Source organism: Planococcus halocryophilus, from assembly GCF_022489025.1.
Taxonomy (GTDB): Bacteria; Bacillota; Bacilli; order Bacillales_A; family Planococcaceae; genus Planococcus; species Planococcus halocryophilus_A.
In genome coordinates this window covers 33,530-59,270 of the sequence record NZ_JAKVTG010000017.1, presented here as the reverse complement: position 1 = coordinate 59,270, position 25,741 = coordinate 33,530, and the positions used below count along the sequence as shown (strand labels likewise).

At 39.2% G+C, this 25,741-nt stretch carries 31 protein-coding genes; 13 read left to right on the top strand and 18 right to left on the bottom strand.

From position 1 onward, the window contains the following. Nucleotides 1–25: 25 nt before the first annotated feature. Both yugI and MLE13_RS15495 read right to left on the bottom strand, forming a co-directional pair. A complete protein-coding gene (gene yugI / locus MLE13_RS15500) occupies nucleotides 26–400 on the bottom strand; it encodes a S1 domain-containing post-transcriptional regulator GSP13 (protein ID WP_008428249.1) in 375 nt (124 codons plus the stop codon). Nucleotides 401–486: 86 nt separating this feature from the next. Then, nucleotides 487–3,090, bottom strand: coding sequence for a hypothetical protein (locus tag MLE13_RS15495; RefSeq protein ID WP_240750632.1), 2,604 nt, complete (start codon nucleotides 3,088–3,090; stop codon nucleotides 487–489). 149 nt (nucleotides 3,091–3,239) lie between these two features. Here MLE13_RS15495 and MLE13_RS15490 point away from each other — a divergent pair, with 149 nt between their 5' ends. Next, on the top strand, nucleotides 3,240–4,574 hold the full coding sequence (locus tag MLE13_RS15490) for a sodium-dependent transporter (protein WP_240750631.1): 1,335 nt from the start codon (nucleotides 3,240–3,242) through the stop codon (nucleotides 4,572–4,574). 105 nt (nucleotides 4,575–4,679) lie between these two features. Beyond that, nucleotides 4,680–4,883, top strand: coding sequence for a helix-turn-helix domain-containing protein (locus MLE13_RS15485; protein WP_065526783.1), 204 nt, complete (start codon nucleotides 4,680–4,682; stop codon nucleotides 4,881–4,883). A gap of 59 nt (nucleotides 4,884–4,942) precedes the next feature. Here MLE13_RS15485 and MLE13_RS15480 read toward each other — a convergent pair whose 3' ends face one another. Both MLE13_RS15480 and MLE13_RS15475 read right to left on the bottom strand, forming a co-directional pair. After that, nucleotides 4,943–5,203 carry a DUF1871 family protein gene (locus MLE13_RS15480; protein WP_240750630.1) on the bottom strand — a complete coding sequence of 87 codons (261 nt, stop codon included), beginning with the start codon at nucleotides 5,201–5,203 and terminating at the stop codon, nucleotides 4,943–4,945. A 90-nt stretch (nucleotides 5,204–5,293) separates the two neighbouring features. Further along, nucleotides 5,294–5,986 (bottom strand): peptidylprolyl isomerase, encoded by a 693-nt coding sequence (locus MLE13_RS15475; protein WP_240750628.1) that lies wholly within the window; start codon nucleotides 5,984–5,986, stop codon nucleotides 5,294–5,296. Nucleotides 5,987–6,168: 182 nt separating this feature from the next. Here MLE13_RS15475 and MLE13_RS15470 point away from each other — a divergent pair, with 182 nt between their 5' ends. From MLE13_RS15470 to mnhG, 8 genes are all read left to right on the top strand, one after another. Beyond that, a complete protein-coding gene (locus MLE13_RS15470) occupies nucleotides 6,169–7,401 on the top strand; it encodes an MFS transporter (RefSeq protein WP_240750626.1) in 1,233 nt (410 codons plus the stop codon). A 212-nt stretch (nucleotides 7,402–7,613) separates the two neighbouring features. Then, nucleotides 7,614–10,028 carry a Na+/H+ antiporter subunit A gene (locus tag MLE13_RS15465; protein ID WP_240750624.1) on the top strand — a complete coding sequence of 805 codons (2,415 nt, stop codon included), beginning with the start codon at nucleotides 7,614–7,616 and terminating at the stop codon, nucleotides 10,026–10,028. Next, entirely contained in the window at nucleotides 10,015–10,437 is a 423-nt protein-coding gene (locus MLE13_RS15460) for a Na(+)/H(+) antiporter subunit B (protein ID WP_008497684.1), read from the top strand. The genes MLE13_RS15465 and MLE13_RS15460 overlap by 14 nt, the downstream gene beginning before the upstream one ends. Beyond that, complete coding sequence (locus MLE13_RS15455; RefSeq protein ID WP_008497686.1) at nucleotides 10,437–10,784, top strand: Na(+)/H(+) antiporter subunit C; 348 nt, start codon at nucleotides 10,437–10,439, stop codon at nucleotides 10,782–10,784. The genes MLE13_RS15460 and MLE13_RS15455 overlap by 1 nt, the downstream gene beginning before the upstream one ends. Next, complete coding sequence (locus tag MLE13_RS15450; protein ID WP_240750623.1) at nucleotides 10,777–12,258, top strand: Na+/H+ antiporter subunit D; 1,482 nt, start codon at nucleotides 10,777–10,779, stop codon at nucleotides 12,256–12,258. Before MLE13_RS15455 ends, MLE13_RS15450 begins: the two co-directional genes overlap by 8 nt. 7 nt (nucleotides 12,259–12,265) lie before the next feature. Continuing rightward, entirely contained in the window at nucleotides 12,266–12,745 is a 480-nt protein-coding gene (locus MLE13_RS15445; protein WP_240750622.1) for a Na+/H+ antiporter subunit E, read from the top strand. Next, nucleotides 12,742–13,023, top strand: a complete 282-nt coding sequence (locus tag MLE13_RS15440; protein ID WP_240750621.1) for a Na(+)/H(+) antiporter subunit F1 — start codon at nucleotides 12,742–12,744, stop codon at nucleotides 13,021–13,023. Before MLE13_RS15445 ends, MLE13_RS15440 begins: the two co-directional genes overlap by 4 nt. 19 nt (nucleotides 13,024–13,042) lie before the next feature. Continuing rightward, complete coding sequence (gene mnhG / locus MLE13_RS15435) at nucleotides 13,043–13,390, top strand: monovalent cation/H(+) antiporter subunit G (RefSeq protein WP_240750648.1); 348 nt, start codon at nucleotides 13,043–13,045, stop codon at nucleotides 13,388–13,390. A 54-nt stretch (nucleotides 13,391–13,444) separates the two neighbouring features. Here mnhG and MLE13_RS15430 read toward each other — a convergent pair whose 3' ends face one another. Then, nucleotides 13,445–14,938: a leucyl aminopeptidase gene (locus tag MLE13_RS15430; RefSeq protein WP_240750620.1), complete on the bottom strand. Its 1,494-nt coding sequence runs from the start codon at nucleotides 14,936–14,938 to the stop codon at nucleotides 13,445–13,447. Between the two features lie 150 nt (nucleotides 14,939–15,088). Between MLE13_RS15430 and MLE13_RS15425 the strand changes: the two genes are divergently transcribed. After that, a complete protein-coding gene (locus MLE13_RS15425; protein WP_240750619.1) occupies nucleotides 15,089–15,565 on the top strand; it encodes a divergent PAP2 family protein in 477 nt (158 codons plus the stop codon). A gap of 53 nt (nucleotides 15,566–15,618) precedes the next feature. Here MLE13_RS15425 and MLE13_RS15420 read toward each other — a convergent pair whose 3' ends face one another. From MLE13_RS15420 to MLE13_RS15395, 6 genes are all read right to left on the bottom strand, one after another. Further along, entirely contained in the window at nucleotides 15,619–15,948 is a 330-nt protein-coding gene (locus MLE13_RS15420) for a YuiB family protein (RefSeq protein ID WP_240750618.1), read from the bottom strand. 182 nt (nucleotides 15,949–16,130) lie between these two features. Further along, entirely contained in the window at nucleotides 16,131–16,256 is a 126-nt protein-coding gene (locus tag MLE13_RS15415) for a YuiA family protein (RefSeq protein WP_162138558.1), read from the bottom strand. Nucleotides 16,257–16,395: 139 nt separating this feature from the next. Beyond that, a complete protein-coding gene (locus tag MLE13_RS15410; RefSeq protein WP_240750617.1) occupies nucleotides 16,396–16,893 on the bottom strand; it encodes an NUDIX domain-containing protein in 498 nt (165 codons plus the stop codon). A 93-nt stretch (nucleotides 16,894–16,986) separates the two neighbouring features. Further along, nucleotides 16,987–18,201, bottom strand: coding sequence for an NAD(P)/FAD-dependent oxidoreductase (locus MLE13_RS15405; protein WP_240750646.1), 1,215 nt, complete (start codon nucleotides 18,199–18,201; stop codon nucleotides 16,987–16,989). Between the two features lie 176 nt (nucleotides 18,202–18,377). After that, a complete protein-coding gene (locus MLE13_RS15400; RefSeq protein ID WP_240750615.1) occupies nucleotides 18,378–18,740 on the bottom strand; it encodes a HesB/IscA family protein in 363 nt (120 codons plus the stop codon). Between the two features lie 145 nt (nucleotides 18,741–18,885). Next, entirely contained in the window at nucleotides 18,886–19,122 is a 237-nt protein-coding gene (locus MLE13_RS15395; RefSeq protein WP_008429467.1) for a NifU family protein, read from the bottom strand. 82 nt (nucleotides 19,123–19,204) lie between these two features. On the opposite strand from MLE13_RS15395, the gene MLE13_RS15390 reads away from it, so the two are divergent. Then, nucleotides 19,205–19,531, top strand: a complete 327-nt coding sequence (locus tag MLE13_RS15390) for a YuzD family protein (protein WP_240750613.1) — start codon at nucleotides 19,205–19,207, stop codon at nucleotides 19,529–19,531. A 116-nt stretch (nucleotides 19,532–19,647) separates the two neighbouring features. Here MLE13_RS15390 and MLE13_RS15385 read toward each other — a convergent pair whose 3' ends face one another. Continuing rightward, nucleotides 19,648–20,715, bottom strand: coding sequence for an NAD(P)/FAD-dependent oxidoreductase (locus tag MLE13_RS15385; RefSeq protein ID WP_240750612.1), 1,068 nt, complete (start codon nucleotides 20,713–20,715; stop codon nucleotides 19,648–19,650). 152 nt (nucleotides 20,716–20,867) lie between these two features. Here MLE13_RS15385 and MLE13_RS15380 point away from each other — a divergent pair, with 152 nt between their 5' ends. Then, nucleotides 20,868–21,104, top strand: a complete 237-nt coding sequence (locus MLE13_RS15380; RefSeq protein ID WP_008429472.1) for a YuzB family protein — start codon at nucleotides 20,868–20,870, stop codon at nucleotides 21,102–21,104. A gap of 109 nt (nucleotides 21,105–21,213) precedes the next feature. On the opposite strand, the gene MLE13_RS15375 is transcribed toward MLE13_RS15380, so the two are convergent. From MLE13_RS15375 to MLE13_RS15350, 6 genes are all read right to left on the bottom strand, one after another. Continuing rightward, nucleotides 21,214–21,987: a TIGR01457 family HAD-type hydrolase gene (locus MLE13_RS15375; protein ID WP_240750610.1), complete on the bottom strand. Its 774-nt coding sequence runs from the start codon at nucleotides 21,985–21,987 to the stop codon at nucleotides 21,214–21,216. Continuing rightward, entirely contained in the window at nucleotides 21,977–22,432 is a 456-nt protein-coding gene (locus tag MLE13_RS15370) for a DUF86 domain-containing protein (RefSeq protein WP_240750608.1), read from the bottom strand. The genes MLE13_RS15375 and MLE13_RS15370 overlap by 11 nt, the downstream gene beginning before the upstream one ends. A gap of 84 nt (nucleotides 22,433–22,516) precedes the next feature. Next, the gene (locus MLE13_RS15365) at nucleotides 22,517–22,843 is read right to left on the bottom strand and encodes a YutD family protein (RefSeq protein ID WP_240750606.1); all 327 of its coding nucleotides are present in this window, start codon (nucleotides 22,841–22,843) and stop codon (nucleotides 22,517–22,519) included. A 14-nt stretch (nucleotides 22,844–22,857) separates the two neighbouring features. Further along, nucleotides 22,858–23,781: a lipoyl synthase gene (lipA, locus tag MLE13_RS15360; RefSeq protein WP_240750604.1), complete on the bottom strand. Its 924-nt coding sequence runs from the start codon at nucleotides 23,779–23,781 to the stop codon at nucleotides 22,858–22,860. A 142-nt stretch (nucleotides 23,782–23,923) separates the two neighbouring features. Next, entirely contained in the window at nucleotides 23,924–24,055 is a 132-nt protein-coding gene (locus MLE13_RS15355; protein WP_240750602.1) for a MetS family NSS transporter small subunit, read from the bottom strand. A 15-nt stretch (nucleotides 24,056–24,070) separates the two neighbouring features. Beyond that, on the bottom strand, nucleotides 24,071–25,591 hold the full coding sequence (locus MLE13_RS15350) for a sodium-dependent transporter (RefSeq protein WP_240750600.1): 1,521 nt from the start codon (nucleotides 25,589–25,591) through the stop codon (nucleotides 24,071–24,073). Between the last annotated feature and the right edge of the window lie 150 nt (nucleotides 25,592–25,741).

The window sequence follows — 25,741 nt, the reverse complement described above, 5'->3', positions numbered from 1 at the left end:
TGTCTACGCTTCGTTTTTTACTTTCTTACTGTCCAGAACGTTTGATCCACTCTTGCATTTTTTCTTTCAAAGAGTTAAATCCTTCAGAATCACTTTCGTTTACATGTGACTGAAGAGATTGTTTTGGTTTTTCAGTTTTTTGAGCTGCTACTGGCTGCTCTTGAAGTGCGCGGATTGATAAGCTGATTTTTTTAGATTTTGTATCAACTTCCAATACTTTTACGTCAACTTCTTGTCCAACTTCCAAATACTCGCTAACTTCTTTCACGTAACCGTGAGTGATTTCTGAGATGTGGACCAATCCTTGTGTTTGATCGTCTAAAGCTACGAATGCGCCGTATGGCTGGATTCCTGTAACTTTTCCTGAAACCGTATCGCCTGTTTGGTATGTTTTTGTCATGTTTACCCGCTCCTAGTCATATCTAATTATCCTATACACCTGTTGGCATCTGTATATTATAGCACAACTATGGGCTGAGAGTAAAACTAGTATTTATATATATTTCTCATTCGCCATCCTTTTTCCGTTTTGTCCATATAGAAATACTGTTCGTGCGTACTTTCAGAAGTACCCAATTTATATTTAGTTTCTATAGACCCATCATACCCTGAAGAAACAAAAGACGTAAAATGTGACTTGAATGTTAGTTCTACCAATTCGGAAAGCGGAAGGAGATTGTACATCTCAGAAAAAGCCAGAAATTCTTCGTCTGCTATGTCGAGTCCTGGCATTAATTGTTTCGCAGTTGGAATATCTGCCTCTTCAATAGCTTTAAAAAAGAGTCCCGCTATTTCACTCGGTTTTGCATTTTCTAAATATCGCTGTTCATGGCTTGTAGCAAACGCTTTGTACATAGACTCAACTTGCTGTTTAAACTTCTGATCTCCACCACGTAAATCACGATGTTCGAAATGTCTGTAGTCGATTTGCCAAATGTGATTTTTTTCTGTAACTAACATTAAGTCCAATTTTTCTTCATAATCTTCCATATCGACGTGAGGATAAATATAAATTTTTTCTTTTATACGTTGCTTAGTTGATTCAGCAGACAATTCGACCCATCTTGCTTTTTCGGTAATTTTGGGAATTTGTCTCCACTGTTGTTGATAGACTTTGAGTGTCGGCTTTAATGGACTTTCTGCTAACAAATACCATTGTGTCTCTGAGTCCTCGATTTCATTGGCATAATGATACATAAATAGCACATCCAAAGGTGGTACCCCTGCTAACAATTGCAAATCATGACTTGTTTTAAACGAGTTGTATAAGTCCTTGATTCGGCTATAATCGAAATCTTTCATATCCACTAATGCATCTTCAATCATTAAATCACCGTTGGGTAATTTAGTAGCAAGTTCTCCTGACTTTTCCATATCTACTGCATCTGATAGATGATGAAATTCCAATTGCTCATAGGATTTTGAAGTAGTCCAACCACTAGCTTCCATTTCATCTAAAATAGGTAACATGATATAAGCCATTGGATTGGACGAAGCGATACGGTTCCAAGCATTTTGGTACTCTAATTTGACTGTGCCGTTTTTATCAAAGATTGCCGTATTTTCATTACCTTTAACAAGTTGCCAAAAGATCTGCTGATAAGCGATATCTATTCCATCGTATAAGGAAGTATCTGTCTCTTCCTGTAACAAAGCTTGCTCCATTGATAAAAGCTGTTCTGTGATTTGCTCTAAGCCCCATAAAAACCCACTATCATCTAAAAAAGGGTCTCCTCCCAACCAACTTAAATACTGTGAAGCGTAAGGATCGCTGTTAATCAGTTGTTGTCCAAAAAGTAGATCAACGCTCCTTACTGCTCTGAACCGTTCCTTATTAGGATGAACGATGACTGTTAGATTGTATTCAGGCATAGCTCTTACAACTAACTGCAACTCATCAGGATAATTGTGAGATTGAGCCATTAGCTTTTCTGTAGATAATTGCTCCATGACTTCTATTCCCTCTAATTCAGATTGGTATTTTATCAATAGTTTGTCCACAAAGTCTCGTAACTCATCTGTTTTTGAGGTATATAGCAATAAAAATTCCTCTGTTTCAGAAGATAACATATCGTGACTGGATAAAGATTTGACCATTCCTTGTGGCGTTTCAATTTTTCTAAACAGACGATTAACTGTCGCTTCCATCTCAAGAGGATTGTTTTTTAAGGAGTTAACTTTTTCCTTACTAAAAACAAGCTCCATTTCCTCATCAGCTCGTTCTACATAGTCGAGTTTTTCATATTGTTCAGCTGAAATCCCTAAACGGCCGGGGGATGTTTTTTTAATATCCTCGTATTGCTCTCGCCATTCTGCCAATTTTTCATCTGTAATTGTTTCCGGTTGCTGTTGTTCAGTGGATTTTCCAGATTCAATCGGTTGCTCATTCATGGCAAAGCTTGCACCGACAACCGTGGCTAAAAAAATAAAGGCCGCTCCTAGCATAAAACTTGTTTTCTTTCGAATAGGTTGTGGAACAGGACTGAATTCCGAGCTTTTAGAGACCTCTTGCTCCAATGAGGTAGGAACTTCTTTCTCAAGTGGCAAAGGAGGCATAAACCGGTGATAGGATTTCTCGAGCATCGAAAATCGTTGCTTCTGTTGCGCTTGGTTTAAATTGAGTTTTTCTTGAATGGTTTGCATTCCTACAGTTATCAACTCTTCTATTTGTTGTTCAGTTTTTTCTATGATGAGACAAGTAGTTGTTAACGAATAGTGATGGAAATGAATAAACACAATAGAAATTCGTTGATCTATTTCTAGATTTTGCAGCTCCCTATGCAAGTCATTGTCTTCTTTAAAACCAAGAACATTGGGTTCTTCACTGTTTTCAACTTGGAAGTCTCGTTGGTATAGCTGGTCAACCATTAATTGAGACAATCGAACTTCTGCTTGATTTTCCTCAATTTGATGAAGCTCTTTTTGAAATTGTAATAGACAAAGTCGTTGAAATTCCGGTAACTCTCTTACAGGCACGCCTAATTGAAAGGCAAGTCGACCGAAGCTCGGTAATTTATAGTCAATCCATTTACTGAATGCTGCATTATCGCCTTTTGGGGCATTGTTATAGTCATCTTTCGTTAAAGACATGCTTCCACTCCTTCCCGTTGGAATAATCACTTTTTTTTGGTCAATAAATCATAATACGATTCTAGTAGAAGAACGTTTCAAAAACTGCTATTTTTTTTAGTGCTGCTCGTGTAAAATGAGGAAATCTATAAGAAATAGGAGTGATGAGTTTGAAAACACGTGACCAATGGAGCTCTAAGTTTGGATTTATATTAGCGGCAGCAGGAAGTGCTATCGGCTTAGGAGCGATTTGGAAATTTCCATATGAAACCGGTGCCAATGGCGGCAGTGTCTTTATCTTGCTGTTTATCCTTAGTACTGTGTTAATCGGCTTGCCCGTTTTACTTGCTGAATTTGTGATTGGCCGAAGAGGTCAGGCAGATGCAGTTAGTGGCCTCAAAAAACAAGCCCCCGACAAACCGTGGTATTTAATCGGCTGGTCTGGATTTTTCTTTTCATTTTTAATTTTGTCTTTTTACAGCGTTGTTGGGGGTTGGGTATTATCATACTTAGGCCGCTCAATTCTGTTTCAGCTGTCTGGTTTAGAAGACAGTGAATTTGCCGACTTGTTTGTTGGTATCATCACCAATCCATGGGAAGTGCTAATTGCACAAGCTGCGTTTATGGGGCTAACGGTTTGGATAGTAACAGGGGGAATTAAGGGCGGTATCGAGCGTGCGAGCAAAATTATGATGCCAGCTTTACTCATTTTCTTCGTCGTGCTAATGATTCGTTCATTAACACTTGATGGTGCTATGGAAGGCGTACGTTTTATGTTTGTTCCTGATTGGTCTTTCTTTAATTTCGAGACTGCCTTAGTTGCACTTGGCCAAGCGTTCTTCTCGTTGAGCGTAGGTGTTGCGGGAATGATCACTTATGCCTCTTATTTATCAAAATCAGAAAACTTAACACGTTCTTCTGTCAGCGTTGTGTCGTTGAACATCATCATTTCAATTATGGCGGGGTTAATTATCTTCCCAGCAGTGTTCGCTTTAGGCTACACACCTGACCAAGGTCCTGGATTGGTATTCATTATTTTACCAGCCGTTTTTGACCAATTGTTTATGGGTCAATTTTTGATGATTATCTTCTTTGTCCTTTTACTGTTTGCAACCTTGACATCTTCTATTTCTATGTTGGAAATTGCGGTTTCTATCGGCGTTAAAAGTAAATATGACCGTCGTCGTCGTATCGCAATCATTTTCGGCTTAATGATTTTCATCGTAGGAATTCCAAGTGCCTTATCTTTCGGTGTAATGCCGCAAGAAGTTTTCTTTGGAATGACGTTCTTTGATCTAATGGACACATTAACAAGTAGAATCGGCTTACCTCTTGGTGCATTGTTTACTGCATTATTTGCAGGCTATGTGTTAACAAAAGAAGATGCACATAATGAATTGTCTCAACAAAAAGTTTGGGTCGATATTTGGCGCGTATTAGTTCGCTATGTAGCACCAGCTGCTATTCTTGTGGTCTTTATCCGTGGTCTTATCGCTATTTTTTAATCTAAATAGTCCGAAAAACGCCATAACTTAAAGCTACCGTAATGTTTCTCTACATGCTAATATGTATTATAGAAGAAAGTTTCATATGAGAAGGAGTGCATGAATATGAATAAAGAGTTACACGCACAATTAAAAGCGCTTCGCGAAGAACGCAACTTATCACTAGACGAACTTGCATTAAAAACACGCATTGGGATTGCTAGACTTCAAGCTTTTGAAAGTGGTGAAGAAGTTCCTTCAACCCAGAACATTATGATCCTTTCAAACGCTTTAGAAGTACCTGCATCTAATTTAGTGGATGGCTTGTAATCTTAGAAACCCATTAAAAAAGAGCGTCCGGCAAAAATTTGCCGGACGCTCTTTTTGTTTTAAATGATGTGTTTTGCTTCAAATTTAAGTGCGATTAATTTGTAGGAAATGTCTACACATTGTTCTAAAGGAATCCACTTCCCATATGAATACTCATAACTCGTTTGAATGGTTTTTGCCAGTTCTGATGGATGGTCAACAACTTGTAATTGCATGATGACATTACCAATTTCCTGACCATATGATTCGGAGCCTATAGCAAATGGATCCCAATATTTCATGATTTCAACAGCTTTTCTGTTCATTTCATTCATACTCATCGGTTTCACCTAACATTTCTCTAGCGTTAAGGGCTATAATAGCACATAAAGTAAAAATAAAGCTGCAAAGCATCCTACAAGCCTTTTATCTTATTGCTGAAGAATTTCGATAGATTCGATAGTGACCTCTTCTACCGGCTTTTCACTAACTGTTTCAACCTCTGCGATAGCGTCTACTACATCTAGCCCTTCTATTACTTGACCAAAAACAGTATGCCCTCCGTCAAGCCAAGGCGTACCTCCTTGTTCCAAATAAGCATCTCGAAGTTCTTGTGGATACTCTTTTTTGAACATATCTTCTGTAACTTCAGGCGCTTGGACAATGAAAAACTGGCTACCATTTGTTCCTGGTCCTGCGTTTGCCATAGACAAAGCTCCTCGAATATTTACAAGGTGATCGTTAAATTCATCTTCAAAAGGTGCACCGTAAATACTTTCGCCGCCCCCACCCGTGCCAGTCGGGTCTCCTGTTTGTAGCATGAAGTTTTCAATAACGCGGTGGAAAGTCAACCCATCGTAATAGCCTTCTTTTGCATGAGTCAAAAAGTTTTCAACTGCCTTTGGTGCTATCTCTGGAAATAGTTTGATTTTCATCATTCCCATCGATGTGTTGAGTTCAACTAACGCTTCATCTTCAGCAACTTCTTGTGACAACTGCGGATAGCCTTCTACTTGAACCTGACTGTTTTCTGTCGTTGTTTCCGTTTTAGTTTCTTCTTCTTGAGCTGAACATGCGCCAAGTAAAAATGCCACTAAAATTGGTACTATGATTGTTTTTTTCATCTTTTTCACCCCGCCTTATTTTAGCATAAATACAGAAAACTAAAAATCAGCTTTTTCAACTCAAGATAAGACAACTTTCAAACTTACTTTTCCGAATAAATCGATAGTTTTCATTTCTTTCTTCGTGTGACGAAGTAATATATAATAGGAACAATTGCTCCTTTCAGAAAGAAGGGTTCCATATGGATACACAAAAAAAGAATTTCTTTATCATTATGTTCACTAACTTCCTTGTTGCCGGCAGTACCACGATGATTATGCCATTCTTATCTCTTTATATAGAGTCGCTCGGCAATTTTTCGGATGAGTATGTACAACGCTGGTCTGGTTTAGTATTTGGTGTAACTTTTGTTGCGGCTTTAATTATGTCTCCCGTTTGGGGACGTATTGCTGACAAATACGGCTTTAAGCCCATACTAATCATTAATGGTTTTGGTATTGCTATCAGTATTTTTTTGATGGGGACAGCTGATTCTGTTATAGGATTGTTTATGATTCGCTTATTTATGGGTTTGGTTACTGGATTTATCCCTACTTCTTTAGCTTTTGTTAGCTCACAAACTTCTAAAGAAAGCGCAGGAAAAACGCTTGGGACACTTCAAATGGGTAGTGTTTCAGGGACATTATTTGGACCAGTTCTCGGAGGTTTGATGGCTGATGCTTTTGGTTTTAAGTATACGTTCTTAATAACTGCAACCATTATCACCATTGCTGCTTTGTTTGTTGTATTTGGTTTACGAGAAATTAAACGCGTTAAAGTAAAAGGTGCACATGTGTACGCTCCGAAAACTATTATTAACGGCATTTTAAATCACCGGTTAATGCTTAACGTCATGATCATCACAGCGTTAATTCAAATTGGGAACTTTAGCATCCAACCTTTACTTTCACTGTACGTAGCAGAACTAACAGCAGGCAGCGCTCAAGTAGCGTTTCTCGCAGGGGTTACATTTAGTGCCACCGGTGTTGGTAATTTACTGTTTGCCCGGCGTTGGGGACGCTTGGGTGATTCTGTTGGCTACGAAAAAGTACTTGGTTTATTGCTCGTACTAGCATTTGTCTTTATCATCCCTCAAGCTTTTGTTACTGACCTTTGGCAATTAATTGTTTTACGCTTATTCTTCGGAGTAGCAGTTGGTGGAATGATTCCAACTACTACTGCATTAATGCGCCGAGAAGCGCCGATTGAGATTCAAGGTGAAATTATGGGCTATAATACGAGTTTCCGTTTTCTTGGGAATATTATTGGTCCTGTTTTCGGCGGTATTGTTAGTGGATTTATCGGTATTTCTTCTGTCTTTATCGTGACGAGTATTTTATTTATCTTTGCTTTTGTCTTTCTTCGTGTAACACTTGCAAAACCACAGCAAGATTTTGAAGACGTACTGCTTGAGCAAGAATTAAAGAATACGTAAAAACCTGTAGACAACTCGAGTTGTCTACAGGTTTTTTATGCTTTTTTTCGAAATCCAAAATTTTTTTTAATCGGGTTTCTTCCTATTTCTAAAGATTATAAAAAGTGTATGGAATCTGATGGCATTAATTGATGAGCGGTGCAAAACCACGCGATTTGCGTTATAATTTCTAATTAGAAACTCATCACGTTTATGCTGGAAGGAGGATTCATTTGTCATTTGTATTATTAATCTTTTTACCTTTGCTGGCAGCCTTGTTTGTTCCGCTGTTATTTAAGAAAGTTGGAAAGATCCATACTGGCTGGTTTGTTTTAATTATTCCTGTCGTTTTATTCAGTTACTACGTCTCATTGCTTCCTACAACAATTCATGGCGGTAATTTAGTGTCTGAATTCCAATGGATTCCTTCGCTTGATATCGCATTCATCGCGTATATCGATGGACTGAGCCTCTTGTTCACTTTGCTGATTACAGGTATCGGCGCATTAGTGGTGCTATATTCCATTTTTTATTTGGACAAACACCGTGAACAATTACATAATTTTTACGTTTACTTGTTAATGTTCATGACGGCAATGCTTGGTATTGTCCAAAGTGATCACTTAATCACTCTTTATTTATTTTGGGAATTGACATCGATTTCGTCATTCTTATTGATTGGTTATTGGTATACGCGTGACCGCTCACGTTTTGGTGCATTAAAATCAATGATGATTACCGTGTTTGGTGGATTGATGATGCTTGGGGGATTTGTATTACTAAGTATTATGGGTGGTACGTATTCAATACGCGAATTGATTCCGCAGGCAACTGAACTGGTGTCACATGACTTCTTTATTTGGGCGCTCGTCTTAGTGTTGTTCGGTGCGTTTACAAAGTCGGCACAGTTTCCGTTTTACATTTGGTTACCGGATGCAATGGAAGCGCCTACTCCTGTTAGTGCCTATTTGCACTCTGCGACAATGGTTAAAGCCGGATTGTACTTAGTTGCTCGGTTGACACCGATCTTTGCGATATCTGGTACGTGGATGTGGCTGGTCGCAAGTGTCGGACTATTCACTATGTTCTGGGGTTCGTTTTTCGCTTTAAAACAAAAAGACTTAAAAGGAATTTTGGCATTTTCAACCGTGTCACAACTGGGCTTGATTATGTCATTGCTCGGGGCTTCAGCTGCGGGTTACCATATCGACAATATTGCCGAAACAACTTTTAAGTATGCTGGGTTTGCAGCAATTTTCCATTTGATCAACCATGCCGTATTTAAAGGCAGCTTGTTTATGATTGCCGGTATCGTTGATCACGAAACCGGTACGCGAGACATTCGCAAACTCGGTGGCTTGATGAGCTTGATGCCCATCAGTTTTACAGTGGCTGTGATTGGCGCATTTTCGATGGCAGGTTTGCCTCCGTTTGGTGGATTTTTGAGTAAGGAAATGTTTTTGACTGCGATGCTGTCGTTAACAGAATTTGATTTGTTTTCTATGGACGTTTGGGGTATCTTGTTCCCGGTTGTTGCATGGCTTGGATCTGTTTTCACGTTTATTTACAGTTTCTATTTCGTATTCCACACATTTGCGGGCGAACATAAACCAGATCAATTGCCAAAACCTGCTCATGAAGCACCTATTGGTATGCTCATTTCACCTGTATTCTTAGCACTACTTGTTGTCGTGATTTTCTTTATCCCGAATCTTATCGGTGATTGGCTTGTTAAACCAGCCGTTTTGGCTATGCAGCCGTTCCTTTATGATTCACCAGAAGAAATTAAGATCCATGTTTCTGCCTGGCACGGATTTAATCCTGAGTTCTTTATGACACTTGGCATTTTCGCTATCGGATTCCTAATGTTTTGGACATTGCGTAAATGGCAGAAGAGTTACGATCTCTTCCCAGAAGCTATATCATTAAATGCACTTTACGACAATATGGTGTTTTTGAGTGATACCGGTGCAAACCGATTCTCAAGAATTTACATGACTGGTTTTATCCGTTCGTATTTGGTGTATATGTTTAGTTTCGTCATCTTCATTGTTCTTGGAACTCTATTCTTAACGGATGCATTTGCTATAGATTTCACGAATCTTGCACCCGTCGGATTTTATGAGATTGTTATTTTGATCGCATTAGTTGGTTCCACATTTACGATTCTTTTCTCTAAGTCTAGACTCACAGGAATTATTGCACTTGGTGCTGTTGGTTATTCAATTGCCTTGCTCTTTGTTATTTTCCGTGCGCCTGATTTGGCTTTAACACAACTCGTTATCGAAACAATTTCTGTTGCCTTGTTCTTGTTGGCGTTTTATCATTTGCCACAGATCAGCCGAAAAGAAGAACGCATGCGCTTCAGGTTTGGAAACGCACTTGTTGCAATAGGTGTTGGTGTAACAGTAACCTTGGTTGCCTTGTCTTCTCTGTCACAAAAAGCCATGCCTTCTATTTCCGAATTCTATAAAGAAACGGTTTATAAAGAAGCAGGCGGCGGAAATATCGTCAATGTCATTTTAGTTGATTATCGCGGATTTGATACATTGTTTGAAATTGCTGTATTGGCTATTACAGGTATTGGTATTATCACGATGATCAAACTGCGCTTGACGAAAAAGGAGGATCAGCATGAGAACAAATGATGTAATGCTTCAAACGGCCACAAAAGTAGTGACCTTCATCATTTTGATGTTTGCTGTCCATATATTCTTTGCAGGACATTATACACCCGGTGGAGGCTTTGTTGGCGGGTTATTGACTACTAGTGCCATTGTGCTGTTGATGCTATCTTTTGATATTTCAACAGTGAAAAAAATATTGCCTATCAATTACGTGACGATGACAGCTATTGGTTTATTAATAGCTCTTGCAACAGCATCTGGGGCAATTATCTTTGATGTTCCTTTTTTCACACATGCTTTTGGTTATTTTGATTTACCGCTTTTCGGTAAAACTTCCCTGCACTCAGCAATGTTGTTTGACGCAGGAGTTTACTTGGTTGTTGTTGGAGTTACGATGACCATTATTCAAACGATTGGAGAGGATGAATAATGGAAATAATTATGTCGGTTGCTATTGGGTTTCTCTTTATGGCAGCTGTTTACTTAATGCTTTCAAAAAGCTTAATCCGTATCATTATCGGTACAGGGTTATTGAGCCACGGTGCTCACCTTTTACTATTAACGATGGGTGGACTTGGTGGAAACTCTCCTCCTGTTGTAGCCCATGGAGTGAGTGTCAGCGATTACGCAGATCCTCTTCCTCAAGCATTGATATTGACAGCGATTGTCATTTCTTTTGCTGTAACATCATTTTTCTTAGTGCTCGCCTACCGGTCTTATCAGGAGCTTGGTACCGACAATATGAATTTGCTGAGAGGAACTGAAGACTATGAGTAATTTACTTTTGTTTCCAATCATCATTCCTTTGTTTTTTGCTGCTATCCTGATGATGTTCCCGAAGAACGTAAAGCTTCAGCGCGTGTTAGCTGTGGTTGGAGCTGGAGCCGCTTTACTTTCTGCTCTTGTACTTCTGGCAAAAGTTAATACAGACGGTGTCCAAGCCGTAACACTTGGTAGCTGGCCTGCACCTTTTGGTATTTCCATGGTGTCGGATCCACTTTCCGCTTTACTAGTTGTCACAGCATCCATTCTCGTGTTGCTTGTTATTTTTTATAGCATCCCAACTATTGGTTTGAGACGCGAACAATCATACTACTATCCTGCAGTACTCTTTTTGATGGTGGGTGTTAACGGTGCCTTTACAACAGGCGATATTTTCAACTTATTCGTTTTTGTTGAAGTGTTGTTAATGGCTTCTTACACATTGATCGTCCACGGTGGCGAAAAGCCCCAGTTACGTGAATCCATCAAATACTTGCTTGTGAATATCATTTCATCTGCTTTATTTGTTGCCGCTGTCGCTTTTCTTTACTCGGTTACGGGTACATTGAATATGGCGGATTTGGCAGTAAAGATTCCGCAAATTGAAGAAACCGGTATTTTAACGGTTATCGCCGTCATGTTCCTCGTGGTTTTCGGTTTTAAAGCCGCTATCTTCCCTTTGTATTTCTGGTTACCTGGATCGTATTATGCACCACCGATTCCGATACTTGCACTGTTTGGCGCGTTGCTGACGAAAGTCGGTGTTTATGCGATCATGCGTACATACACATTGTTCTTTACGATGAATGTTGGATTTACTCATGAATTGCTAGGAATTATCGCGATTCTCACAATTTTTGCTGGTTGTGTTGGTGCTCTTGCTTACTTTGATGTCAAAAAAATTATTATCTACAATATTATTATTGCAGTTGGAGTTATTTTGTTCGGAGTTGCTCAATTAAACCAACCGGGCATTGATGGATCTATTATGTATTTAATTCATGATATGATGATCAAAGCTGCATTGTTTTTCTTAGTTGGGATTATTGCTGTATTATTTGGTACAACAGATCTTCGCAAAATGGGCGGATTAATCAAAACTTATCCGGTTCTAGGGTGGGTTTATCTATTGACTGCCTTTGGCTTAGCGGGTATTCCCCCACTTAGCGGGTTCCCAGGAAAGCTACTTATTATCCAAGGAGGATTTGAAGGTCCGCAGTTTTGGGGTAGTATTGTCGTCTTGGCAACTAGCTTAATCGTGCTACTTAGTTCTGTTCGTATCTTCGTCTATGCTTTCTGGGGACAGCCAGTTGAAACGGTTCCTTTGAAAAAATCAACTTTCAATCAAATGTTTATTCCAACGGTCATCCTTGTTGCCATGACAGTGGTATTCGGGGTCGGTGCGGAACTCTTCATGCCCCTTATTTCAGGTGCGGGTGAAGTGCTGCTGAATCCATCCATCTATATTGATGCGGTCTTAAAGGAGTAGGTGACATATGGCTTTACAAATTTTATTGAATTTCTTCTTGGCCTTTGTCTGGATGTTCATGACCGTTTCCTTTAGCCCATCAGGATTCGCGATTGGTTTTCTAGTTGGCCTTGGTATCATTATTTTAATGCGCCGGTTCTTTTCATACCGGCTTTATACTTCAAGAGTTTGGGCAGTAATTTCGTTGTTTTTCTTGTTTCTTAAAGAATTATTCAAATCGAGTATGCAGGTTTTGTTTATTGTGATTAAACCGAAGATGAATTTAAAGCCTGCTATTTTCGAATTAGAAACTGAGTTAAAAGAAGACTGGGAAATTACATTGTTATCTGCGTTAATCACGTTAACGCCAGGGACACTTGTAGTCGGTATTTCAGATGACCAGAAAAGACTATATATTCACGCGCTAGACTTTGATGACATTGAAGATGCCGTCAATTCCATTAAAGATACATTCGAACGTGCGATTTTGGAGGTGAGCCGCCCATGATGACGTTTTACTGGGTTTCGCTAATTCTTGTTAGCCTAGGCTTTACTGGCCTTCTTTTCCGACTTGTTAAAGGTCCAACAATTGCCGACCGTGTCGTAGCACTCGATGCAATCGGTATTGCACTGGTATCGATTATCGCTTTGTTGTCTTTAATCATCGAGACAGAATTCTTTCTCGAAGTCATCTTGTTATTAAGCATCTTGTCCTTTATCGGAACGACCGCTTTTGCGAAATTCCTTGAGAGAGGAGAGATTTTCGATCGAAACGACCATAATTAACATTGTCATCATTGTATTAATGAGCACAGGGGTCATATTTAGCTTGGTTACGGCTCTTGGTCTTATCCGCCTGCCAGATGTTTATACACGCACACACGCGGCTTCTAAGAGCTCTACGCTTGGTGTCCTATGTGTATTGCTTGCTGCCTTTATCCACTTTTGGTTAATCGAAGGTATATTCAATACACAGCTAATTATTGCGATTGCGTTCTTGTTTATTACCGCTCCTGTAGGTGGACATTTAATCGGACGCGCTGCATATATGTCCGGCATCAGTGTTGCTGACGAAACAGTACGTGATGATATGAAAGTCGCAATCAAAAACAAAAAGGATAAACTGTTAAATAACAAAACGCCTGAAGAATAAAAAATAGCCAGCGAAAAGTATGTTACTTTTCGCTGGCTATTTTATTTCAATTTTTTATTGCTCATCTGCCATTTTTTCAACTAGCATCGCGAGTGTACGTACCATCGCGCCCGTACCACCTTTTGGTCCAAGATCGTGAGCGCTGTCTGCATCTGAAGTTCCTGCGATATCTAAATGAATCCAAGGCGTGTCCCCTGCAAATTCCCCAACAAATCCGCCGCCAAAAATCATATGACCATCGCGCCCAGGTGAGTTGTTCAAATCTGCTACATTGCTTGTGCGAATGCGTTTTTTATCACTTTCTGTTAATGGCAAGCGCCAAACAAATTCGCCACTTTCCATAGAGGCTTCTAAGAAAGTTTCAAAAAAGGCTTCGTCGTTTGTTAAGGCGCCTGTTTTGTCTTTACCTAACGCAACAATAACTCCACCTGTTAACGTTGCAACATCAACGATTTTTGTTGCTCCCAGTTGTTTCGCATAGCTAACAGAATCTGCCAATACTAAACGACCTTCAGCATCGGTATTTAAAATTTCAATCGTTTTACCACTCATGGAGGTAATAACATCATCCGGTTTGAAAGCATTGCCTGAAATCATATTGTCTGTCGAAGCAATAACAGCGATAACGTTTTGTTTTGGCTGAAGTTCACCAATGATTTTCATAGCACCTAGTACTGCCGCAGCTCCACCCATATCGCCTTTCATGCCTACAATGCCGTCTTTAGGCTTGATTGAGTAACCACCAGTATCAAAGGTTATACCTTTACCAACAAGCGCTAGTGGGTCTTCAAAGCCTTCTGATGCTTTGTATTTTAAGACAATAAGACGCGGTTCTTCGGTTGAACCTTGGTTGACAGCAAGAATTGCTCCCATACCGAGTTCTTCAAGTTCTGCTTTTCCTAAAATATCTGTTTCAAAGCCATACGTTTCCCCAAGTTCTCTTGCGTATTCGCCCATTGCTGTTGCCGTTAAAATATTTGCAGGCATATTAACAAGTGTTCGAGCATCGTTAACAGACTGGCCAAAAATAGCCCCTACTGTTGCTGCTGCTTCCACATCTTCTTGCACTTCTTCTGCTAGGAAAGTTAAGGTTTCCAATTTTACTTGGGTTTCATTTGATGTTGTTTTGTAATCATCAAAGCTATAGCCTCCCAATGTAATCGCTTCAGAAGCTAAATAAGCAACATCTTCACTGTTAATCGAGTCGTTTTCAAATGACTCCATATAAACCGCTGCGTGTTTAATTTTTTTCTTCGCTAGTTCTTTGCCGACTAAACCAAAGCAAGAACGGAGATCTTCTTCAGTTAACTTTTTCCGGTCGTTTAATCCGATAAACAATACGCGTGGAATTGCGCCAGAAAGTGTAGGATACGTAATGACAGATTTTAAATCATATGATAAATCTTGTTTTGTCCAACTTTCCAATTTGCCATCAAATCGTTTCGCGAAATCGTCCCATCCTTTGCTGTTCTCAGGATGACGGCTTAAACCGACAACGAGGATTTCTGCTCCATTGTCATATGAATGTTGGTGTAATTCGATTTGCATAAAACTCCTCCTTTTATACGTTCTCTGTAAGTGTAGCACTTAATCCGGCATTCGAGTAGTTCGTGTTACGAAGGAATAAAACAGTCCTGACATTTTCTTGTCTATGATATACTAAGAGAACATATTTAGACAGAAAGGCTGTGACACCACATGGAAATTTTCTCAAACCTCCCTCTTATGATTGCGTTATTTGCAATTGTCTTTGCTCAATTTATCAAAATTCCGATTCAGTACGCTGTAACAAGAGAACTTGATTGGAAGCTTTTTTCTTCAACTGGAGGCATGCCGAGTTCCCATTCAGCTGCGGTTACCTCTTTAACAACTGCAGTCGCTTTTGAACACGGCGTATCTTCAACGATTTTTGCGGTTTCTACTATGTTTGCAGTTATCACTATGTATGATGCTACTGGTGTCCGGTTCCAAGCAGGTCAACAAGCCTTGACTATCAACAAAATGCGACAAGACATCTATATTTTCATGGAAGAGACGAGAAAATGGCCACAGAAAAAAGAAGAAGAAAAAATTCAAGAACTTAAAACTTTGCTCGGTCATAAACCAAGTGAAGTGTTTATGGGTGCTTTAACAGGAATTGCCATTTCCTTTATCGTTTACGGCATACTTAGATAACCATTACATTAACGTAAAAATCGCCGATCCGTTTTACCGGATCGGCGATTTTTTTAAAACATTTGATAACCCATTTTGCGTAAAATTTTCATAACAAAACCTGACGTGATCGCGCCTGCCCAACCAGCAAGCAAAACAGCAATGTCACTGCCAGTCATAGATGTAATGGTGTCTCCAAGCATTGCGAAAGATTCACCTGGATTAGTGAAATAATCAAATATGCCCACATCATCCACAACCAATAAAATGACTACCGGATAAACAACAGCCATTAGCCAAGTCATCCGAAGTAACATATTCAATAAAAAACCAATTCCGAAGAACATAACATAAAAAAGCAACATCGAAATAATCAATTGCACAATCGTAAATGAACTGTTCATGAATTCTAACCTCCGTTATTCCTTTCATCAGTTTAACCGAAAAAACAAAGGCTTTCAATCCAACTGTACAGAGTTCATTGCTTTGTCACTTATGATACATAGCAGAAGCCAACTCCTTTGCAAAATTTCCACAAACAAAAAAGCGAACGGAATCTTTCTCTCCATTCGCCATCATCAAACAATTATTTTTTCCCTGAACCCGAACAGCAGGAGCACGTTTCTGAACCACCCAGTCGTAATTGAAAGTAGCCTTGTCCTGAACAATATGGGCAATTTTTGACATTTTTATCCTTTTTAAAGATTGTCATTTGAAACACCTCCTTCTATTCTTGTTTGTAATATTCTGATAATATAGCACGACTTTATCCAGAGCGCAATAGATAAAGCTTGTATGTAAACGCTATCATCAATATTTTCTTGATTTTTTTAATTTTATTTGGTTAGCTGCTATTTTCTAAAAAATAATTTGTAGTCTGAATAACCAAAAACTTTTCCTGGATCTACATGACTTATAGGTGTTAACCCTTTTTCTAATGAATAGGAAGCCATTTCAACAAGCATTACAGATGCTTCTCCACCAGTGGATAGTTCTTTAGGGGATAACCAATCTGCTGAATACAACTCAGATAATTGTGCCACTACAGGCTGTTTCTCATTTATCGCTTTCAATAAGAATATGGCCATGTTATCGCTAATTTTTTCTTGAAGAACTCCAGAACGAAATCCAATCAGTTCGATCATCTCGCAGTCAATTCCGGTTTCTTCTTTAACTTCTCTCAAAGCCGCCTGATCAATTGTTTCATTGCCTTGCACAAACCCGGCAGGCAATGACCACTTCCCATGCAGACCGCCATATCTCTTTTTTACAACGAGCCACTCGCCTTTTGAATTTACGACAAGTCCGGCTGCACCTAACCAAACATTTCCGCGCTTATTAGTTGCCACAAACATCCCTCTTTCTGCTAAAAATCGTTTAATGAAGATGCTCTAAAATTACAAAAAAAAGCTCCCCGCAAAGGGAGCTTTTGAATGTACAGCTTATAGAACGTTGAATTTACCTTTTTTCATCACGAGCATCGGTCCGCCAATCATAAATAACGCACGGTTATCAATCATTTTTTTCATGAATGAAGCTCGTTTGCCAGTTACTTTTTTGCCAAAAACAACGCCGATCGCATCATCTTCACCAAGTGAGCAAACCGTTCCTTTAAGATCTGGAACAAATTCAACTGTTGTGTCATTGCTCATTAACGCTTTTAAGTTTTTCGCCACAACTTCCCCTTGCTGCATAGCAATCTGTGCAGTTGGTGGATACGGACGATTTGTTTCTTCGTTGATCATCAATGCACAATCACCAATGATGAATACATCATCGTAACCTGGAGCACGTAGATCTTTTTCAACTTTAACGCGAGCGCGCATGTTTTCAATAGCTGTAGCTTCAATTAATTTGTTGCCACGAATACCTGCAGCCCAAACAACTGTACCAGCTTTGATGAATTCAAACTCATCTTCGCCTTTTTTGATTTTAACGCCTTCTGGAGTTGCTTCTACAACCGGCGTACCAATTGAGAATTCAATGCCTTTAGACTCTAAATGGCCGACTGCATAGTTTACTAGTTCTGGATCAAACCCAGGTAATACCATTGGTGCAGCTTCTACACATACAACACGAACTTTTTCATTTGGAACATCGTACTCTTTGCAAAGTTCAGGTACACGGTTAGCCAATTCACCAAGGAATTCGATGCCCGTAAATCCAGCTCCTCCAACGATAATCGTTAAACGGCTGTCGTCTTTTACTGGCTCTGCAGACCACGTCGCAAATTGGAATTCAATGTGCTCACGGATGTAACGTGCAGCTTTTACGTTAGCAATTGATAATGCATATTTATCAAGACCTTCAATTCCGAAAGTTTCACCTTCGAAGCCAAGAGCGATGACAATATAGTCATATGTAAATTCGCCATTATCTGTCGTAACTTTTTTGCCGACTACGTCAATTGCTTCAACAGTCGCTTGCACAAATTTTACTTTGACACTATCGATTACATCTTTAATGTCGTAGCGCACTTGCTCAGGAAGTAATGTACCTGCAGCTGCTTCGTGAAGCCATGTGCTTTCGTAATGATATTCGTTTTTGTTAATCAATGTTATGTCTGCAGCATCTGTATCCAGAACTTTTTGCAAGTTTACTACAGTAGTTAATCCACCGTAACCTGCACCTAATACTAATATTGACGGTCTTTTCAACACAATCGCAACCACCTTCAAGTCATTTTTTAATCGAATATTGTCAAAACGGTAAAACCTTGACGCATCGATAAACATCTATCCTCTATATTAGACCTATTACTCGATGATTTCAACCGAATAATACGTTTAACCTAGACTTATCCACAAGAAAAAAGCCGGTTTGTGACCGACTTTTAACAATTTTCAGGAGTACCTTCTTTTTTAGCTGTACGGAATGATGTTCCACAACCGCAAGATGCAATGGCATTTGGGTTTTCAATTGTAAATCCGCCACCCATTAAGGACTGCTTGTAATCGACCACAGTACCTTGAAGAATCGGAGCATCTTCTTTCGCAATTAAAATCGGAATATCAAATTGTTCGTAACGGTCATCTTCATTCGTTTTTTCTTTTTCAAACCCCATACCATATGTTAATCCACTACATCCGCCACCTTTAACGGCAACGCGCAAATAGGAACCTTCTTCTTCGTTGTGACGCATCATTTCTTTAATCTGGAATGAGGCTGCTTCTGTAATTTCAACTACTTCTGACAATCTGATCACCTTCCTCTGTCTCTATCATAGCAATCATTTCCATCATTTTTCAAGCCGTTGACCTTAAATTAAAAGGCTATCGAACTAAGAATAATTACTTCCATTTATATATATTGAAAAAGAGACCTAAAAGGTCCCTTAGCATTTAAAATACTTGTTCTACTTCTACGATTCCAGGAACTTCTTCCACTAACGCGCGTTCAATTCCTGCTTTTAATGTAATGGTCGAACTTGGGCAGCTTCCGCATGCGCCGAGTAAACGAAGTTTTACGATACCATCCTCTATATCAACAAGTTCACAGTCTCCCCCATCACGCAAAAGGAATGGACGTAATTTATCTAAGACTTCCATTACTTGATCTTCTAGCAAAGCTTCAGTCATTTATATCGACTCCTTTCATTATAATCATTATAATGTGATTAGCGGGAAAAAGCCACTAATGAATTCACAGGGGGTCCAAATTATGAAGAAGAAATTATCTATAGAAGTCTACGGAACCGATGTTATTTGTGCAAGTTGTGTCAATGCACCTTCGTCAATTGATACTTATGAGTGGCTAGAAGCCGCCATCTCAAGAAAATACAAAGATCAACCATTTTCAATTACCTATATCGATATTGAGAAACCGATTGAAATTGATCATCAAAAAGATTATGCACAACGTATTATGGACGATGAATTTTTCTATCCTTTAGTTTTAGTTGAAGGTGAAGTTGTTGGAGAAGGTTATGTACAGTTAAAACCTGTTTATCGCGAACTTGAAAAACATGGTTTTTCAGAAGTTGAATAAAAGCGAAGAAAGGTTTTGGAATAGACATATTCCAAAACCTTTTAGCAATCTACTTACATAAAAAACTGTAGACAACTTGAGTAAATCAAGTTTGCCTACAGTCTACGTGCTTTAAATTAACCATTATGCCATTTGTACATCCACAATACGCCAGATTTCATCAAACGGGCAATGCGGCCTGTAACTGTACGATCTGCTAAATAAGCAAATCCTTGCTTTTTCCCTAATGAACCGAGGAATCCTTTTAACTTAATTTCAGGCATTGTTTCAGGTAGTGGTTCTTCTTTCCAAATTGCTTTTAATATTTTGACGATTTGCTCTGCTTGTTCCTCTGCTAACTGTGCAGAAGGAGCCATAGGTAAAGCAGCACAATCTCCTACCACATAAACATGATCATCATTTGGTAATTGATGATATTGGTTGATTACTACTCGTCCAGTAGTGTCACATTCAAGACCCAAATCACGAACCGGTTTAACAGGCTGAATACCAGCTGTCCAAACAACTGCATCTACAGGAATCGTTTCTTCATGATTGTGGAGCAGTTTCGGTTCAACTTGCGTAATATTTGAATTTGATACCACGTCAACATTATGGTTTTCGAACCAGTTTTTCACAAAATTACTTAAGCGTTCAGGGAAATCACGTAAAATCCGAGGACTGCGGTCAAACAACTTAATGTTCAAGTCTTTTCGGCTTTCACGCAATTCACTAGCTAACTCAATCCCACTTAAACCTGCTCCTACGACACCTACTACTGCACCTGCAGGCAAGCCAAGCAAAGCTTGATAAGTCGCACGCGATTTACCGATTGTTTGAATACTGTACGTAAATTCATCAGCTCCTGGAACGTTATGATATTTATCTTCACAACCTAAACCAATAACTAAATCATCATATGCAATACGGTCACCATTTTCCATAAAAATGCACTTTTCTTGAAGACCGATTTCCAATATTTCACCATTAACAAGCGTTAAGCGCTCGTGTTCTGGAAAAGGTACACGGACTTCATGGTCCGACTCTGTCCCGGCCGCTAACGCATAAAATTCTGTCTTCATACTGTGGAAAGGGGTACGGTCAATCAGAATGATTTCGGTATCTTGTGGTAAGCTGGTTGGCAATAAACGAAGTAAGATTCGCATATTGCCGTATCCGCCTCCAAGTAAGACTAGTTTTCGCATAAAAATCTCCTTTAAATTTCGTCTGTCAGATCAATTTCTCACATATGAGTATAGCTGATTGTGATAACTTTCACAATGCTTTCGCTAGAAATCAATTAATTGACTCTAGTCGCTAAAAAAGGTAGGATTTCGTTGTAGTGAGGTGACTTAGAATGAAACCAATTGTAGAATTTTGTATTAGTAATATCGTCAATGGCGCGCAAGGTTCTTTTGAAAAACTCGAACGAGATCCCAATCTCGATGTTTTGGAATACGGCTGTTTAAGCTATTGCACAAAATGTTCCGAGTCTTTATATGCCCTGGTCAATGGCGAAATTGTGGAAGCTGAATCTCCAGATGAATTGACTAAAAAGGTCTATGAATTCATAGATGAAAATCCATTATTTTAAAACGTTAATGGTTTTTAATGCAAAGAAAATCACAGACGCACTGTGTATTTACAAAATGCACCGCAGCCCAGCAAAACGACGTTATGTCGCTAGCCGGGCTTTTTTGTCTTCACATATTCCAGTAACTAAGGTTTTCAATTGTATAAGTTGGTGGATGTTCCTTTCCTTCTACTTCCTGTGTACTACTGACACCTGTATTGACATGAATCGTATCGATTCCAAAACGGATTCCTGCTTGAATATCAGTATCGTAGTTATCTCCAATCATCACCATTTCACTTTTTTTAAATCCAGTTTCATGTTGAATCGTTTCTAGCATATGAATTTCCGGTTTGCCGATAAAAACTGGCTCGACTCCAGTTGATGCCGAAACAAGACGTGTGATTGCACCATTCCCCGGCAAAAAACCTTCTTCAGATGGAAAGGCTAAATCTTTATTGGTAGATAAAAAAACAGCACCTTTTCGAACCTCTAAACAGGCAGTTGCGAGCTTGTCGTATGTAATACTTCGATCAAGTCCGATTAATACGATATCTGCCTCTTCTTCTACTCGTTCAAGTCCTTCTTGACGCAAAGCTTGGTCTAAGCCATCCGAACCTATCATATAGACGGTTTTTTCAGGGTACCAACGTTTAATATATTTTGCTGCCGCAATTGCAGAAGACATAATGCGCTCTTTTTTAGCTGCAATACCAAACCCAGCCAGTTTATCTTGTAATTGTTGTTGGGTCTTCGATGCATTGTTTGTGATGTAAAAAGGTTCGATTTCTTGTTGCTGTAGCTGCTCGATAAACTCTGCTGCCTCTTCAACTATTTCTGATCCACGATAAACCGTTCCGTCTAAATCAAGACAATATGCTCGATACGTTTTTCTAGTTCCCATTTTTTGTCTCCGGTATAAATGCTGAAACTGGTCCAAGCTCATGAACTAAATAATATTCAACTTTTGGGCCAAATGCTTTTAACGATTCAATGTTTTCATCTAATGCTTTCACAATTGCTTGATGATTTACTTTCATAAATTCACGAACTAGCATTTTCCGCAAAGCAATTACTCGTTTAAGCGGTTGGTCCATCTCTTTAGTGATCACTTTTTCATCAACTAAGATATCGATAATATCATCGTAACTTCCAGGATCACGCATAATAAATCCGTCAATCATTGAATTTCCGACATCGATAATCGACTCGATAATGTTTGCACCTAGACGCTCTAAAGCGAGCTGCTCGCCAAATGATGTCCATTGTTGTTGCGCTTCATAAAATTCCAATAAAGCATTCATATACTGAATCGTTTCAGTGATTTTGTTACGGTCAATAAAATACATAAAAATACCCTCCAATAGGCGTTTGAAAATCTATCTTTTCTTTCTTTATCATATCATATTGCATAAAAAAAACCCTCAAGCGGATTATTCATCCGCTTCGAGAGTTTGCTCTACAACTTCTTCTGTTGGAGGAATTGCTTTTCCAACTTTTTTTATGACAAAATAGGCGCAACCAAAATTGCAGTATTCGTAAAGATAGTCCTGCAAAGTACTTATTTTTGTGTCGTAAGTCGCCTTATGGTTCGTATCTTCAAAAAAGCCTTTTAACCGTAATTGTCCATAGCCCCAGTCACCTAATATATAATCATATTTCGATAAAATTTCGCTGTAACGGGTAGTGATAGCCTCTTCTTTGAAACCTTCCCGATGGTCAATTAATATATCATATTGCCATTGATCCAATGTAATCATTTTTTCACCATCCATTAGCTGTTTATAGCAGCTGCTTGTATATCGCCTAGACGCTGACGCTCTTTAGCAGCTGCATTGACTTGCTCATCCGCATGGTAGCTGCTTCGAACTAACGGACCTGCCTGGCAATGCGAAAATCCTTTAGTCATCGCAATTTCCCATAAGTCCTTAAATTCCTTAGGCGAATAATATTTTTGTACACTTAAATGTTTTTTCGATGGCTGTAAATATTGACCAATCGTCATGATGTCGACATCGTTCGCACGCAAGTCATCCATCACTTCAATAATTTCTTCTTTTGTTTCTCCCAAGCCAATCATCAAAGAAGATTTTGTTGGAATTTCTGGATGCATTTCTTTAGAACGCTTTAATAACTCAAGTGAGCGGTCATACTTAGCACGTGCACGAACTCTTGGAGTAAGACGACGTACTGTTTCGATATTGTGATTTAAAATATCCGGTTTTGCATCCATTAGCCGTTCTAGATTTTCATAGACTCCACCCATATCAGACGGCAAGACTTCGATTGTTGTAAACGGGTTAGCACGTTTGATCGCTCGGATCGTTTCAGCAAATACCGCTGAACCACCATCCTTCAAATCGTCCCTTGCAACAGCTGTGATAACTGCATGCTTTAAATTCATCATCTTTATAGATGCTGCTACACGTTCTGGCTCCTGTAAATCCAACTCATTTGGCAATCCTGTTTTGACTGCACAAAAACGACAGGCTCTCGTACAAATAGCACCTAAAATCATAAAAGTTGCAGTTCTCCGTGTTCCCCAGCATTCATGGATGTTTGGACATTTCGCTTCTTCACAAACCGTATTCAAGTTATTTTCTCGCATCATTTTTTTTAAATCGGTATAGTTTTCATTGGTGTTTAATTTAATTTTTAACCAATCAGGCTTTCTGAGATGTTCTTTTTTATCGGTCATGTACATCTTCCCCTGTCTATCTGATTTGAATCGGAATCTAGTTCTATTCCAAATGTATCATAAAGGTGTGTTCCTCACAAGTTGCCATAGTGCCCCAACTCCATAGAAAAGCCCGGAAACTTTTCGTTTCCGGGCTACTATTTTATAGGTTATTTGTAGCGTTTGAACTACGTTTCTTTCTGCCGGTGTTAACTGCGTGAAAAATACTAGCAGCTAAGCCTCCCCAAACTAAAACCATTCCGATAACCATGACTAAAATTGAACTCGCTGACATTTGCTACTCCCCCTTTTAACTACGCTCATCGTATTCGTTTTGGTTTTTATGCCATTTAGCGATAGAGAACAAAATACCAAATACTATTGCGGCAGAAGCTACTGCTACGCCTCCAGATAAGGTGAACATATTCGAATATCCTTCATAGTTTCCAGTTTCTGTGTCAAACTCTTGAAGAATATTCATTTTCAGTAGTCCAAACATCATGTAGCCTAAAACAATCGGCGTAATGATTCCAAGGCTGACTTTCCACCATGCGCCTAGGTTGATATCTGAAATTTCGTTTGCGTGTGCTTTGAGCAAATCAGCTTTGCGGAATACCCATACTACTAGAATAACTTCTACTAGTCCTACTGCAGCAACACCAAATTGGTTGATAAAGTAATCTGCAAGATCTAGGAAGAACAAACCACCTTGAGTTGCAAATAAGATTGAAATCAATGCCGCAAGTCCACCACCAAAAAGAACCGCTTTTCTGCGTGAAATACCAAATTTTTCAGTAAAACCTGCAACGTACGTCTCTGTGATTGACATTAATGACGTTAATCCTGCAAGCGTTAAAGAAAGGAAGAATAAGAATCCAAACAATCCGTTAAAACTTGGGAACTCATTAATGATTTGTGGGAAGACCACAAATGCAAGTCCAACACCACCTGCAGCAACATCTGCAACTGCAACGCCTTCTTGCGTTGCCATAAAGCCAAGTGCTGCGAAAACACCGATACCTGCTAATAATTCAAAGCTTGAGTTTGCAAACCCTGTAATAAAAGCATTGTTTGTGATATCCGATTTTTTCGGTAAATAACTTGAGTATGTGATCATGATTGCAAATGCTACAGATAAACTAAAGAAGATATGCCCATAAGCTGCAACCCATACTGACGGCTCCATAATAGCACTAAAATCCGGTTGGAAAAATGCTTCCAATCCTAGCGCAGCTCCATCAAGCGTAACCGCACGAATAACAACAGCTAGGAAAATAATAACCAATGTTGGAATGAAAATACGGTTGGCCATTTCAATTCCTTTTTGAACTCCTGCAAGTAAAATACCAAGTGTAATGATCCACACTAATACAAGTGGGATAAAGACGCCCCAAACAACTCCACCCGTTTGACCTGGGCTCACAGTTAGTTGTAAAAATTCGTTAAACAAGAAATCTTGCGTATCTGTACCCCATGCTTGGTTGAAAGAAAATATAGTATAGCGCATAGCCCAAGCGATAATAACCGCATAGTACACAGATATAACAAAGGATACAAATACTGCCCACCAACCAAGCCATTCTAACTTTTTACCGCCCATTCGGAAAAATGACAACGGCGCTGATCCTCTATACTTATGGCCGATCGTGAATTCTAAAATTAAAATTGGTATCCCGGCAGTTAACAATGCAAATAGATACGGTATGAAAAAGGCACCCCCACCATTATCAAAGGCAACATACGGAAAACGCCAAATGTTACCTAACCCTACTGCAGAGCCGACAGCTGCCATGATAAAACCAGCACGTGTACCCCATTGCGAACGTTCCATCTCTCTTCCCCCTTAGTTTTCCCATTCTTTTTACATAAAAATAGGAATTTTGTTTGTTTTCAGATTATTAACTAATCTAAAATTAGTATACCGAGAGAGCGCTTTAATGTAAAGACACTTTCGCAATATAATTGAAAAAAACTATTGCCG

Bases quoted from the DNA above. Each gene is read 5' to 3' on its own strand.
- mnhG (WP_240750648.1), top strand. From the start codon at position 13,043: ATGAGCACAGGGGTCATATTTAGCTTGGTTACGGCTCTTGGTCTTATC.
- MLE13_RS15395 (WP_008429467.1), bottom strand. From the start codon at position 19,122: ATGACTGAAGCTTTGCTAGAAGATCAAGTAATGGAAGTCTTAGATAAA.
- MLE13_RS15440 (WP_240750621.1), top strand. From the start codon at position 12,742: ATGATGACGTTTTACTGGGTTTCGCTAATTCTTGTTAGCCTAGGCTTT.
- MLE13_RS15475 (WP_240750628.1), bottom strand. From the start codon at position 5,986: ATGAAAAAAACAATCATAGTACCAATTTTAGTGGCATTTTTACTTGGC.
- lipA (WP_240750604.1), bottom strand. From the start codon at position 23,781: ATGACCGATAAAAAAGAACATCTCAGAAAGCCTGATTGGTTAAAAATT.
- MLE13_RS15460 (WP_008497684.1), top strand. From the start codon at position 10,015: ATGAGAACAAATGATGTAATGCTTCAAACGGCCACAAAAGTAGTGACC.
- MLE13_RS15380 (WP_008429472.1), top strand. From the start codon at position 20,868: ATGAAACCAATTGTAGAATTTTGTATTAGTAATATCGTCAATGGCGCG.
- yugI (WP_008428249.1), bottom strand. From the start codon at position 400: ATGACAAAAACATACCAAACAGGCGATACGGTTTCAGGAAAAGTTACA.
- MLE13_RS15420 (WP_240750618.1), bottom strand. From the start codon at position 15,948: ATGAACAGTTCATTTACGATTGTGCAATTGATTATTTCGATGTTGCTT.
- MLE13_RS15455 (WP_008497686.1), top strand. From the start codon at position 10,437: ATGGAAATAATTATGTCGGTTGCTATTGGGTTTCTCTTTATGGCAGCT.
- MLE13_RS15425 (WP_240750619.1), top strand. From the start codon at position 15,089: ATGGAAATTTTCTCAAACCTCCCTCTTATGATTGCGTTATTTGCAATT.
- MLE13_RS15445 (WP_240750622.1), top strand. From the start codon at position 12,266: ATGGCTTTACAAATTTTATTGAATTTCTTCTTGGCCTTTGTCTGGATG.
- MLE13_RS15390 (WP_240750613.1), top strand. From the start codon at position 19,205: ATGAAGAAGAAATTATCTATAGAAGTCTACGGAACCGATGTTATTTGT.
- MLE13_RS15495 (WP_240750632.1), bottom strand. From the start codon at position 3,090: ATGTCTTTAACGAAAGATGACTATAACAATGCCCCAAAAGGCGATAAT.
- MLE13_RS15370 (WP_240750608.1), bottom strand. From the start codon at position 22,432: ATGTATTTTATTGACCGTAACAAAATCACTGAAACGATTCAGTATATG.
- MLE13_RS15480 (WP_240750630.1), bottom strand. From the start codon at position 5,203: ATGAGTATGAATGAAATGAACAGAAAAGCTGTTGAAATCATGAAATAT.
- MLE13_RS15385 (WP_240750612.1), bottom strand. From the start codon at position 20,715: ATGCGAAAACTAGTCTTACTTGGAGGCGGATACGGCAATATGCGAATC.
- MLE13_RS15415 (WP_162138558.1), bottom strand. From the start codon at position 16,256: ATGACAATCTTTAAAAAGGATAAAAATGTCAAAAATTGCCCATATTGT.
- MLE13_RS15470 (WP_240750626.1), top strand. From the start codon at position 6,169: ATGGATACACAAAAAAAGAATTTCTTTATCATTATGTTCACTAACTTC.
- MLE13_RS15365 (WP_240750606.1), bottom strand. From the start codon at position 22,843: ATGATTACATTGGATCAATGGCAATATGATATATTAATTGACCATCGG.
- MLE13_RS15355 (WP_240750602.1), bottom strand. From the start codon at position 24,055: ATGTCAGCGAGTTCAATTTTAGTCATGGTTATCGGAATGGTTTTAGTT.
- MLE13_RS15350 (WP_240750600.1), bottom strand. From the start codon at position 25,591: ATGGAACGTTCGCAATGGGGTACACGTGCTGGTTTTATCATGGCAGCT.
- MLE13_RS15375 (WP_240750610.1), bottom strand. From the start codon at position 21,987: ATGGGAACTAGAAAAACGTATCGAGCATATTGTCTTGATTTAGACGGA.
- MLE13_RS15450 (WP_240750623.1), top strand. From the start codon at position 10,777: ATGAGTAATTTACTTTTGTTTCCAATCATCATTCCTTTGTTTTTTGCT.
- MLE13_RS15485 (WP_065526783.1), top strand. From the start codon at position 4,680: ATGAATAAAGAGTTACACGCACAATTAAAAGCGCTTCGCGAAGAACGC.
- MLE13_RS15430 (WP_240750620.1), bottom strand. From the start codon at position 14,938: ATGCAAATCGAATTACACCAACATTCATATGACAATGGAGCAGAAATC.